Raw genomic sequence first — 11,988 nt, 5'->3', positions numbered from 1 at the left:
ACGAAATGGTTGTATTGCTTTAACGGAGCATTAACTTCATTCCGTCGTATCCCAGCTCTACGCCGGCCGGAAGCTGGGCGGCAAAGGTCGCGTGGGGTCCGAGGCGGTGGCTCAGGTGGAAAAGTACGGCCCGCCGCGGCTGTAGTAGGTCTACGTACGCCAGAGCCTCTTCCACCGACAAATGGCTGTGGGTCCCGTGAAAGTTCAGACAGGAAATGACCAGCGTTTCCAGTCCGCGCAGGCGGTCCAGACTAGCCTCCGGCAGCACCTTGGCATCGGTAAGGTAGGCCAGGTCACCGACCCGAAATCCGAGAATGGGCAGCTTGCCGTGGTTGACCCGGAGCAGTTCGATCGTGGTACTGCCCAGGGGAATGCGGTCGCCGAAAGCTACCTCACGTACGTCAAGTTTAGGCACGCCGGGGTAGTCGGTAAACGCATAGGCGAAGCGTTCCTTTAGTTCCCTGGCCACCCTCGGCAGGCAGTACACCGGCATATCGATTTGCTGCATGAAACAGAACGGACGTACGTCGTCGATGCCGGCCGTGTGGTCGTTGTGTTCGTGGGTCAGCAGGATGCCGTCGAGGCGGTCGGTGCGCGCGGCGAGCATCTGAGCGCGGAAGTCCGGGCCGGCATCGACGGCGATACGGGCATCATCAGCGCATACGATGGCTGCGGTCCGCAGGCGGTTGTCGCGCGGGTCGCTGGAGGTGCAGGCTGCACACCGGCAACCGATGACGGGAACACCCTGGGAGGTGGCCGTTCCGAGTAGGCGTAAGTACATCCGCTACCGTTTCTCTTCCCAGTTCCAGGCGGTGCGCATGATTTCCTCGACGCCGTACTTGGGCTGCCAACCCAACTCATTCGTTGCCTTGCTGCGATCGGCGAATACGGCGATCACGTCGCCCGGGCGGCGGGGACCGATCTCGTAGTTCAATTTCCGGCCACTGACCTTCTCGAAGGCTTCGATCACCTCCAGGACAGTGAGACCCTCTCCGATACCCAGATTGAACAGGGCGGGATTCTCGCTGGCCTTGCCGCCGATGAGGTATTCCAGGGCCAGGGTGTGGGCGTGTGCCAGGTCGGACACGTGGATGTAATCGCGTACGCAACTGCCGTCGCGGGTATCGTAATCGTCGCCGAAGACGGTCATTTTTTCCCGCTTGCCCGCACCGACCTCCGTGATCACGGGCACGAGGTTGCTGGCTGCGTTCGAGGCATCCTCACCAATCTTGCCGCTGGGGTGGGCGCCGGCGGGATTGAAGTAACGGAGCAGGATGGCGGAGAAATCTTTGTGCTTGGCGCAGAAGTCGTACAGAATATCCTCTCCTACCTGCTTCGTGCGGGCGTAGGGACTTTCGGCGTCCTTCCGCGGGGTGTGTTCGGTGACGGGCAGCTCATCGGCGTTGCCGTACACCGAGCAGCTGGAGGAGAACACCAGGTTGCTGTTGCCCTGTTTGCGCAGTCCGTCGATCACATTGATCAGGCTGTTCAGGTTGTTGCGGAAGTACTCCAGCGGCTTATCGACGCTTTCCCCCACCGCTTTGTAGGCGGCAAAGTGGATGGCCCCGTCGAATTTATGACTGGCGAAGAGCTTTTCGGTAGCCGCCTGGTCCGCCAGATCGATGTTGTGGTTCACCACCCGCACGCCGGTGATCGCCTCGATGCCGTCCAGGACGCTGGCCTTGCTGTTGTGGTAATTATCGGCGCTGACAACTTCGAAGCCGTTCTCGATCAGGTCCACTACGGTGTGGCTGCCGATGTATCCGGTGCCGCCGGTTACCAATATTTTTCCTTTACTCATGTATGGGTGGATTAGTCGTGGGTCAATTTTATGTCTTCGGGGTCGATGTCGATGCCCATCCGGGCCATCAGCGCGGTGGCGTTAAAACTACGACTTACACCCCGGTGCAACTTGTAGTCGAACACCAGTTCTCCGTTTTTAGTCTGCACTTCCATCGCGTAGTTTTCCACCCGGCTGCCGGGCTCGTTTTCGAGGGCGGCAAGTTCCAGGTCGTGGGTGGCAATAATGCCGGCACCCCGCTCGCGAATCAGCTGTCGGATCAGGGCACGCGAGCCGGTGTGTCGATCGCGGCTGTTGGTCCCCTTCAGGATTTCGTCGAGCAGAAAAAACACCTGCTGTTCGGAATCGCTTACGGCCTCGATGATCGCCTTGAGCCGCTTCAGTTCGGCGTAAAAACTGGAAGTGCTCTCGCTCAGGTCGTCGTGGGTACGCATGGAGGTCCAAACCTGTAGGGCGGCGGTGCGCAGGCGCAGTGCACATACGGGGCCACCGGCACGGGCAAGTACGATATTGATGCCGACCGTACGCAGCCAGGTGGATTTGCCGGCCATGTTGCTGCCCGTTACCAGATCTATATGCCCGTCGGTGGACATGCTGACGTCATTGGTCACCCTCCCGGTGGGCGGCAGCAGGGGGTGGGCGAGTCCCGTGGCCTGTAGTACTTTTTCGTCCGTCAGCTCCGGCTCTGTCCAGGTGGGCTGATTGAAGCGCAGGGTAGCCCACGACACCCGGGCATCGGTCTCGGCGAGCGCCTCGAGCCAGCGGGGAAGGTCGTCCCGGTGGGCGGTGCGCCAGCTATCGAGTCGGTACAGCCACTGAATGCTCCAGAGCCCCGTAATCTCCAGCATGAATACGAAGGGGTTATAGCGAACGTCCAGCTGGCTAACGTAAAAGGACAACCGCCCGATGGCGGCGGACGCGGTGGGGAGCTCGCTTGCTTCGGCTTCCATATGCTGGAACAGCCGCTGGTAGCCCTGCAGTATGCGGCCCGCCTGGGCGGTATAGGCGTGTTCGGTGGCCGCTGCCTCCGAATAGCGCCGCAGCAGCAGAAAGGCGGGAATGAAAAACAACAGTCCCAGTTGCCAGGGTTGCTGGGTAAAGGAGAACCATATGCCGATCGCGCTCAGGGCGGGTGCGGCAAACCGCATTGCCCGTGCGTAAGCTCCGGTGACGACCGCCGGCCGGTTCGCCCACTCCAGCAGCCTGCGGGCGTAGGCGGGGTCGTCGGCGAGTTCGTTGCCGCGGGTGCGGAATTCCATACACCAATCGGGGCGAGTGGCCAGTTCGCGGCCCGCGGCACGGCGGGTTTCCGAAACCGGATGGGGTGCCGGAATCGATAATTGTTCCGCCAGTCGGTGGCTACCGATGGCGGTAACGGTCCGGTTGAGGTACTGGAAGAGGGAGTGGGGCCCGAAAATGTCCAGGTCGCCCGCATACGGGTGATCGGGAGACGCATACTCCCTGCCGTCAGGCCACTGACTGAATTGGTGGGCTAAGCCAGTGATCTCCGCTTCGGCCAGTTGACCCTGCACCCGCGCACCCGCCGCCGCCTGTCCGATACGCTGGTGGTAGCGCACGCCGAAGGCAAGCAGGACGGTTCCGGTAAGGGTGGTCAACGCTCCCGCCCAGAAGCCGGTAGACCAGGAGAAAATGAGTAAGCCCACGAAGCCGACAACGAACAGCAACCGCACGATCGCGAGCCGATCATAGCACTGTTGCAACCGCCGGGCGCGGTCCAGTTGGGTCCGGGCCAGCTCGGTGTAGTAGGTTTCGGGTGCATTCACGGGCACAAATATGCGAAGGATGCCGCTGATGTACGCCGTACCTTCGAATTCACTAACCAGCTCCGTGATGCATCGCTACGTTATTCAGGTCGCCACGCCCTACAGTACCGGTACCGGCACCTACCTGCCGCACCGTGGGATCATCGTTACCAACGAACACGTGGTTCGGGACAATGCCTCGGTGGTGGTGGGTTCACCCGACGTCGAGGAGCAGTTGGCCCACGTGGTCTACCTCGACGCATACTACGATCTGGCCTTTCTTCGGATCGACCGGCCCTCCGACCTGCCGGCCCTGGTGCTCGGCGGTCCGGCACAGGTGGGGGATGAGGTGGTGTCCTTCGGACAGCACTTTGGCGGGGAGCTGGTACAGTTGGAAGGGGGAGTGATGGAAACGGACCGCGACTACAATGGAATCAACTACCTCGTGCACGACGCCCGGCGGGAGCTCACCTACGGCGGGGGACCCTTGTTCACCCCCGGCGGAGAGCTGCTCGGGATCAACATGATGGATCTGCCCGAGGACGGCACGAAAACGATGACGCTGCCCGCCGAGACCCTCAGGGAAGTGGTGGAAGCCTTTGAGAGTGGGGGCGGAATGACGGCGGCCCGCTGCTTCGACTGCCGGGCGGTGACCTTCGAAACCGAGCGCAATCCGCGGGGATTCTGTCCGGGGTGTGGTATGGGGCTAACCCTGCCGTCGATGGTGGATGATCCGGAGCCGACGGGCGTGAATGCGACGATTGAAGAAATTATTACTGCCGGAGGACACGATCCACGGCTGGCCCGCCGGGGGCCTAACTTGTGGAACATCCGCCGGGGAAGTGCTACGATCCAACTGGCTTACCACGAGGACAGCGGGCTGGTCACCGGCGACGCCTACCTGTGTAAAATACCCGAGGGGGCCGGACCGGAATTGTTCGCCTACCTACTGCGGGAAAATGCGCGGCTCCACCAGCTTACATTTTCGACTTACGGCAAGGATATCATCCTGTCGCTGCTTATTTACGATCGTTACCTGACCGTGGAGACTGCACTGCCCCGATTCGAACGATTGTTTGAGCACGCCGACGCTTACGATAACGTACTGGTCGATGAGTTTGGGGCAGGTTGGTAGGGACGGATCAGTTAAAAAACTGGTCGTATCCGGTGTTATCGGTCCTCTTTTGGGGATCCGGGCGCTTGCGGGCAAGCTCGTCGAGGTCAAGTTTTTCCTCACTGCGGGCGGTGGGGGCATCGTTGAGGTCGAACTGAATATGGCCTTCACTGAGGAGTAGCTCGCTCTTTTGCTCCCATTCTTCGAGCATGCGCAGACCCTCGTCCGCAAACACACCGTTCTGCAGGTCAACGCTGGCCATGAAGTCGTTGCTCAGTTCCATCATGCGTTCCATTTCTCCGACCTTGTTGGCTACGTCTTCCGCGATGGCCTCCATGGCCTGGTCGAACATGGCGCGCTGATCGGGGTCACCGTTGATGACGCTCATGGCGGAGGTCATGGCACCGTGGCTGGCCCGGATGGCCTTGCGTTCCTGGATGCGCAGGTCTACCTGATCGCGGGTATCTTCCAGCAGCACTTCGCTGTTCTGGTGCATGCGGTTGAGCACCCGGTTGAGCACCTCCATTTTGGTCAGCAAGACCTGGTACTTCTGGTTGCTCTCCCGCAGGCGGGCGGCCCGGCGGCTGCTGAGGATCATTTGCTGGTTCTTCCCCTTCTCCTTGGCGAGGGCGGCCAGTTTAAGTTGCTTTTTGACCTCCGTCTCGTTGGTTTCCATGAGGCTGGTCAGGTGACGCATTTGTCCGCGGATCTTGCCGATCTGCTTTCGCATTTCCTGGAGGTTGCGCTCGAGTTCCTCGACGTAGGACTTTAGAATGCCGATGGGGTCGATGTTGACGAAGAGTCCGGTCACCTTACGCATGGCGCTTTTGTACATATAGCCCAGTAGCGTGCGGGTGCGCGGATCGGCGATGGCGAATACCACCGAAAGAAGTACGATGCCGGCGACGACGATTCCGATGGTCGTCGAGAGGAAGGGAAGGATAACACCCGAGAAGGTCGTGATCAACAAGCCGGCACCGGCTAGAAGCGCAACGAGGAAGATCAGACCCGTTACCCCTTCCGGACGTTGCCAGAAGGATTTCTTATTGGGAGCCGGTGGAGTCATCGGAGAGGGGGTTAAGAGATTACGCGACGAATGTTGTCCAGGTCCTGGTTGATGGTGGTGGTGATGACTTCCAGGGCCTCTTCGAATCCTTTCTGGTTTTCCTCCGCTTTGGTGCGGGCGGCCTGGATCTGGGCGTCTGCCGCGTCGATCTGCTGGCGGGCCGCCTCGACCTGTTGCCGGAGTTGCTCGATCTTGGTTTCCCAATTGGCAATCTTTTTCTTCAGTTCGCCGGTCTGCTTGGCTTTTCCCTCCACATTGTCGACCAGGTGTTTCTCCAGGCTACGCATAAACTGCGCCTTCTCGTCCTGGAGTACTTCGGCGTAGTACCCGGCCGTTTTGATGAGCTTCTCCTTCGTCAGGCCAACGCTCGAGCCCGTGATGAAGGCGGAGTTTATGGCGGTATCCAGGTCCATGCCGATATCGGTCAGGCGGCCCACCGACTGTTTGAATTCTAAGTAGTCAAAGCCTTCGAGGTTTCTTTTCTCCAGGGCTTTCATCAGGGCGTTGGCGAATCGGTTATTGGTGCCGGACATTGGGGGGGAGTTTATGCAGGTGACAAATGTAAGCAGCCCGAATTTGGGGGGAAGCCCACTTACTGAATCGGATCACTGTCGGGCGGATCTCCCAGACGGGACTCGACGTCGCGAATGTCGGCTTCACTAGGATTGGGCAGCCACTTGTGCAACTTGTTCCGGGCTTTGCTGCGGACGTCCTTGTTGATGTAGGCGGCCACCGTGATCAGACCGGCACCGAGTACCGCGACATCGTCCGTATAACCCAGGATCGGGGTAAGGTCGGGCACCGCATCGAGGGGCATCACCAGGTAGCCGAGCGCGCCCAGTACGGTCTTTTTTGCCCAGCCTGGCGTATCGTCCCGTTCGTAAGCGTAGTACAGCAGCAGGGCCGTATAGACGGTCTTGGTACCGGCCGTTCTGGCGAATCCGGCCAGTTTTGCCCAGAAACGTCCGGGACTAAAAAAGCGACGGTAGGGTAGGAGATTCATGGGAATACCGTGATTTTATACAGAAACGCACGAGACCGCATTGGGGTTATCGCTTCTTCCGCCGAGCGGCGCACGGAGCGGGGGGGCGGGTGATTATATTTACAGCATGGACACAGTGATCATACCGGCCGATTTGCTTCCCCAGGTGAAAGCCCACGTTGAGCGATACATCAAGGAGAAGATTGATCCAAAGTTCGTGTACCACAACTTTCAGCACACCTGTGCCGTAGTGGAGGCCGCCGGAGAGCTGGCTACCTTTTACGAACTGACGCCGCGGGAGTTAACGGTCATTCGCATCGCCGCCTGGTTTCACGATACCGGCTACGCTCAGGGGTGGCCGGACCATGAGGTGCGCAGTGCCGAGAACGCCGAAGCCTTCTTGCGCGAGAAGGGCGTGGACGACGAGGCACTCATCACGGACATCCGTGGAGCTATCATGGCTACCCGCATCCCCCAACAGCCGAATACCTTTCTGGAGGAGATCGTAGCTGACGCCGACCTAAGTCACCTGGGAGAGGCCAGCTACTGGGACCGTTGCGGACGGGTACGTCAGGAATTCGCCCTAACCCGCAATGCGGTCATGTCGGACCAGGAGTGGATCGATTTTGAACTTGCCTTTATGGTCGATCACGAATACCATACGGAGGCCGCCCGGGAGCTCTTCGGTGAGCGAAAGGAGAAGCACGTCAGGCAACTTTACAAACGTAAAAAAGCACTCTATCCCGATCAGACCCCCACTACGCTCGAGGAACTCGAGCGGGCAAAAACAAAAAAGAAGCAGTTCAAGAAACGCAAGGACGACACGGCGGGCAAGGCAGGCAAGGCAAAGGACCTGCGGCCGGGTAGGGGAGTGGAGACGATGTTTCGGGCCACTTACCGTACCCACGTCAACCTCAGCAGCATTGCCGATAACAAGGCAAACATTATGCTCTCGGTCAATGCGATCATCCTGAGTATCTCGGCGGCCAATTTGTTTCCCAAGCTTGATTCGAATCCCCACCTTACCGCGCCGACGATTATCCTGGTAGGGGTGTGCCTGGTGTCACTGTTCTACGCTATTCAGGCCACCCGCCCAAAGGTGACCGAGGGTGAGGTGAGTCTGGAGGACATCGAGACCAAACGGAGCAACCTGTTGTTTTTTGGCAACTTCTATAACATGAAGCTCGCTGATTTCCACTACGGAATGATGGAGATGATTCGCGACGAGGATTTCCTGTATTCCACCATGACCCGCGACATCTACTACCTGGGCGTGGTGTTGGCAAAGAAGTACACCTACCTCAGGATTTGTTATAACGTATTTCTATTCGGGATCATCATCGCGGTGCTTTCGTTCGTGGCGGCGGCCATGTACTACAACCAGCAGACCGAGGTCAATCCCGGCAGCTCGATCTTCGGTTTCTAGCGGTAGCCCGATTACTTGACGTCAACTTCGATTCGCTTATCCTGATTGGCTAGTTGCCAGGCATTGAAGAACACCAGGTGGCCGATGCGCGCCATCTTCTCGAAATCGATCTTCTCAATCGTGTCCGTGTCGCGGTGGTAGTCGGCGTGGCTTCCGTTGAAGAAGAAGATGCTCGGAATGCCATTACGGGCGAAGTTGTAGTGGTCGGAACGGTAGTAGTACCGATTAGGATCGTCCTCCGCATTGTAGGTATAGTCCAGTTCGAGTTGCGTGAAGTCCTTATTGACCGTTTCGTTGATCTGGTGCAACTCGGAACTCAGGCGGTCGCTTCCGATCACGTAGATATAGTAGGGGTTGTCCGCGTGTTTTTCGTCTACGCGGCCCACCATATCGACGTTGATGTCCGCTATCGTCTGGTCCAGGGGGAACACCGGATGGGTAGAGTAGTACTCCGATCCGAGCAGTCCTTTTTCTTCCCCGCTTACCCAGAGGAAGAGAACACTTCTACGGGGCCCCTTTCCCTCCCGCTTGGCCTGTACGAAGGCCTCGGCGATTTCCAGCACGGTGCTGGTACCGGAACCGTTATCGTCCGCCCCATTGAAGATAGCATCGCCCCGGCGGCCGATGTGGTCGTAATGGGCACTAACGACGAGTATCTCTTCCTTCAGCACCGGGTCGGTTCCCTCGAGGAATCCGAGTACGTTTTCACCGATGAGTTCGGTGACTTCTTTACGTTGGGTGAGCACAATGTCGGTGGGTACGGTAACGGGCCGCGATTTGCCGGATTTTTCTATTTTCTTGCGTGCCTTGATTACTTTCCGGTATTGGTCACCCAACAGTCTCCGGGTCACCTCCGGTGTGAGGTAGACGCTGTTTGCCTCCCGCCGCTCCGCCTCCGTTTGCTCGGCCATGCGCATTCGGCCGTCGAGGGTTTCTTTGCGTACTTCCTGCACGTTCTGCTTGAAGGAGGGGTCGATCACGAATACCGTCTCGACACCGCGCTCCCGCGCCAGGCGTAGTTTTTGGCCATCGTTCAGGCTCCAGTCGGAGGGATCCTTGGTTCCGGTCAGCAAAAAATTACCCTTAGCGTTGCGGGGTTCACCGGAGAAAATGAGGATGGATTTTCCCCTAAGATCGTGCTCGCGGTAGTCGCTGTAGGTCCCATCGTCGATGCCATAGCCCAGGAAGGTGATCTCGTCGATGACGGTTTGGTCGCGGCTGTTATTCTGACTTGGGGCGGAGTAAAAGTCCCACAGGTGCCGCAATTCCTTGCCGTTGAGGACCATTGAGACGTCTTCCCATTTCTGACGACTGAATTTAATGGTCTGATAGTACCCATCGTTCTCTCCGACGGCCGGGAAACCCAGATCTTCCAGTTGAGATTGGAGGTAGGCCGCCGCCTTTTTTTGACCGGGCTCTCCGGTTTCCCGTCCTTCCATGTCGTCGGCGGAGAGCACCGTGAGGTGACGTCGGAGATCGGTGGGGGTAATGGTGGCGGCAAGGGCCCGTGCCTCGGCATCGGTGGTGGGCAGGGCGGCACGTTGGGCAAAAGCGGGAAGGGCGCAGAGCAGTGCGAGCGCAAGGACGGAAAGACGGTTCATGAGCGGGTAACGTGACCGGGACTACGGGAGGTTGAACCGCTAAGGTAAGTTTAACGGCTATTTATCGGTTAGCCGGATGCGGGTTCCCAACCGGAGCATGGTGTTGTGGATGCGATCTTCGAGGGGCCCCTTGCCACCGTCGTCGGTTCTGACGGTGATTAGTCGGGTAACGGTGGGCGAGAAGTACAGGCTCCATTGATCGGTCAACAGGCGCTCGACCCTAAAGTTACCGCTGAGGTAGAGGCTACTGTTATCGAGTAGGGAACCGCCTTCCAGATAGCCGGCTTCGGGGGAGAGGATGGTGTTGGTGCCGCGTTCCCGACCTTCGAAGGGAATGTTGCCCGCGGTGCGGCGCTGTTCGCGGAACTCACGAATCTGCCGGTCGAGGTCTTCCATGGTAAAGCCATCACCGAGCTTGAATTCCGAGGAAAGGATGACGTTCATCGATACACCCAAGCCTGCGGCAAAACGCCACCGCTCGGTCGTGTGCAGTTCACGTTCGTAGTTCAGGGGAATGGAAACGGACTTGTAGGTAAGGCGACCGAAGCGGATGCGGTCCGCGTCCTCCTGCTGATTGCGTACGTTCTCGAGGCTAAGAATTTCAGTCGGTACGTAAGAGCGGTAGCCGTAAATCAGGCCGGTCTGTAGCGCGTTGTCTCCCTGAGTGATGTCGACCAGAACGCCGAAGCTATGGCCCGTGGAGAGCGTCGACTGTGGCTGAATACCGAGCGAGGGATTCTCCAGGGTGACCACCTGATTGAAGTCGATGGGGGAGGTAAAGACGTTCAGGTAATACCGGATGGCCTCGCCCGTAACCAGGGGCGGGAGTTGCAGGGCGGGTTGCACGCTCAGCGGCAGGACGTTGGCGGAATGAGAAAACCGTTCGATTGCCGCAGTTGAGCTTAATCCGTTCTTCGTCCGGTAATTGGTGCTGCTTGTTTGCGAGGTCGGAACCGGCCTGGGGGATCCTTGGGGAAGCATTTCCACCGAGGGTGCTCGTGAAAGATCGGTCGCCAATGCGTTATTAGTGGGGGCAGTGGTGCCGAGCGCCTTTTCCCGGAATGCTAGAGGAGCTGTGGCAGCAGATGGTGCAGATTGGCTGATTGGGAAGGCGGTGGCGGGGGTGAGGCTCGGATCGAGTGCCAGGGGCCGCGTGGGGGATTGGTCACCAAACCGCAGGAACAGGAGCAGTGCGCTTAGCAGCAGGGCGGCTTCCGATACTTTGAGACAGAACACCATTTCCCGGCGCTGGCCGATGAGTTCGAGGCGGGCGGCGAGGAGGGCCCAGCCGGAGGGGGCGGACGGGGCGGAATGGTGCAGGCCATCGGCGATGGCCTGATCTACCTGCTTCTCGGCGGCGGCAAGTTTGACTTCAAACGCGTCCCAGCTTCCACTCGGAGCTACGGGGGCAAGCGTCGCCAGCTTACTGGCTACGGATTGGTCGACGGGCGCGGGAGCATCCAGTTTACGCTCCAACTCGTCCCAGCCGCGCGGCGGCGGCGGCGGCAGGCTGGCGATCCGTTGCCGGATCAGTTCGTCAAAGAGGTGTTTTTCTTGTTTCATTACTAGCGGCCCGGTGCGGTAAGGGACTTTTGGAGTTTACTCCTTGCCTTGACCAGGTTAGAACGTGAGGTAGAATCAGTAATATTAAGCTGTTCGCCGATCTCCTTATGGCTATATCCTTCGATGACGTACAGGTTGAAGATCGTGCGGTAGGTGGGCGGCAGTTGCTGAACGGCAGCCAGTATTTCCTTGGCGGAACACTGGGCAATGACATCCGGCACGTCGCTGCTTATGTGGTAAGCACGCTCCAGGTCTTCGGTACGTCGTCGAACGGACCTCCGGTAGTAGTCGATCGCCGTATTGACCGTGATGCGCCGCATCCAGGCCAACAAGGCCGTACCGCTTTCGTACCGGCCGATCTTGCCAAAGATCTTGATGAAACTTTCGTGCAACAGGTCCATGGCCTCGTCTTCATTGCCGGTATACCGCTGGCAGATGGCCATCAGTGGGCTGAAGTGAGTCTCGTAGAGTACGCGTTGCGCTTCCCGGTCACCCCGTCGCAGGGCGGCTACGAAGCGTTCTTCATCATTCTCCAGGCATATCGTATAATCCATAACGATTTCTGCGGGTTAAACCAGCGCAACGGTTGAGTCCTGAAAGGAACCACCCACCACGCGTGCGGAATAACCGTAAGGTAAACGGTTCTCGGGAAGAATGTGCTGCCAGCGACGG

Annotated in this window: 11 protein-coding genes; 2 read left to right on the top strand and 9 right to left on the bottom strand. The window is 58.8% G+C overall.

Going from position 1 to position 11,988, the window contains the following annotated elements:
* Positions 1-19: 19 nt before the first annotated feature.
* The 3 genes from GGR28_RS05115 to GGR28_RS19295 are packed head-to-tail and all read right to left on the bottom strand — an operon-like array spanning position 20 to position 3,585.
* The gene (locus GGR28_RS05115; protein WP_183494665.1) at positions 20-781 is read right to left on the bottom strand and encodes an MBL fold metallo-hydrolase; all 762 of its coding nucleotides are present in this window, start codon (positions 779-781) and stop codon (positions 20-22) included.
* Positions 782-784: 3 nt separating this feature from the next.
* Positions 785-1,801: a UDP-glucose 4-epimerase GalE gene (gene galE, locus GGR28_RS05110; RefSeq protein ID WP_183494664.1), complete on the bottom strand. Its 1,017-nt coding sequence runs from the start codon at positions 1,799-1,801 to the stop codon at positions 785-787.
* An 11-nt stretch (positions 1,802-1,812) separates the two neighbouring features.
* The gene (locus GGR28_RS19295; protein ID WP_183494663.1) at positions 1,813-3,585 is read right to left on the bottom strand and encodes a MutS-related protein; all 1,773 of its coding nucleotides are present in this window, start codon (positions 3,583-3,585) and stop codon (positions 1,813-1,815) included.
* A 67-nt stretch (positions 3,586-3,652) separates the two neighbouring features.
* Between GGR28_RS19295 and GGR28_RS05100 the strand changes: the two genes are divergently transcribed.
* Positions 3,653-4,699, top strand: coding sequence for a trypsin-like peptidase domain-containing protein (locus tag GGR28_RS05100; RefSeq protein WP_183494662.1), 1,047 nt, complete (start codon positions 3,653-3,655; stop codon positions 4,697-4,699).
* Between the two features lie 7 nt (positions 4,700-4,706).
* Here GGR28_RS05100 and GGR28_RS05095 read toward each other — a convergent pair whose 3' ends face one another.
* The 3 genes from GGR28_RS05095 to GGR28_RS05085 are packed head-to-tail and all read right to left on the bottom strand — an operon-like array spanning position 4,707 to position 6,747.
* Positions 4,707-5,744: a PspA/IM30 family protein gene (locus GGR28_RS05095; protein WP_183494661.1), complete on the bottom strand. Its 1,038-nt coding sequence runs from the start codon at positions 5,742-5,744 to the stop codon at positions 4,707-4,709.
* Between the two features lie 11 nt (positions 5,745-5,755).
* The gene (locus tag GGR28_RS05090; RefSeq protein ID WP_183494660.1) at positions 5,756-6,277 is read right to left on the bottom strand and encodes a hypothetical protein; all 522 of its coding nucleotides are present in this window, start codon (positions 6,275-6,277) and stop codon (positions 5,756-5,758) included.
* 59 nt (positions 6,278-6,336) lie between these two features.
* A complete protein-coding gene (locus GGR28_RS05085; protein ID WP_183494659.1) occupies positions 6,337-6,747 on the bottom strand; it encodes a YkvA family protein in 411 nt (136 codons plus the stop codon).
* Between the two features lie 106 nt (positions 6,748-6,853).
* On the opposite strand from GGR28_RS05085, the gene GGR28_RS05080 reads away from it, so the two are divergent.
* Positions 6,854-8,152, top strand: a complete 1,299-nt coding sequence (locus GGR28_RS05080; protein WP_183494658.1) for a Pycsar system effector family protein — start codon at positions 6,854-6,856, stop codon at positions 8,150-8,152.
* An 11-nt stretch (positions 8,153-8,163) separates the two neighbouring features.
* On the opposite strand, the gene GGR28_RS05075 is transcribed toward GGR28_RS05080, so the two are convergent.
* From GGR28_RS05075 to GGR28_RS05065, 3 genes are read right to left on the bottom strand one after another with little or no spacing between them, the layout of a single operon-like run.
* Positions 8,164-9,753 (bottom strand): M28 family peptidase, encoded by a 1,590-nt coding sequence (locus GGR28_RS05075; protein ID WP_183494657.1) that lies wholly within the window; start codon positions 9,751-9,753, stop codon positions 8,164-8,166.
* Positions 9,754-9,810: 57 nt separating this feature from the next.
* A complete protein-coding gene (locus GGR28_RS05070) occupies positions 9,811-11,316 on the bottom strand; it encodes a porin family protein (protein ID WP_183494656.1) in 1,506 nt (501 codons plus the stop codon).
* A gap of 2 nt (positions 11,317-11,318) precedes the next feature.
* Positions 11,319-11,870 carry an RNA polymerase sigma factor gene (locus tag GGR28_RS05065; protein WP_183494655.1) on the bottom strand — a complete coding sequence of 184 codons (552 nt, stop codon included), beginning with the start codon at positions 11,868-11,870 and terminating at the stop codon, positions 11,319-11,321.
* Positions 11,871-11,988 lie beyond the last annotated feature (118 nt).

The sequence above is a fragment of the Neolewinella aquimaris genome, from assembly GCF_014197245.1.
GTDB lineage: Bacteria > Bacteroidota > Bacteroidia > Chitinophagales > Saprospiraceae > Neolewinella > Neolewinella aquimaris.
Note: the sequence above shows the minus strand (reverse complement) of the source record. Positions and strands in the feature narration are given on the sequence as shown.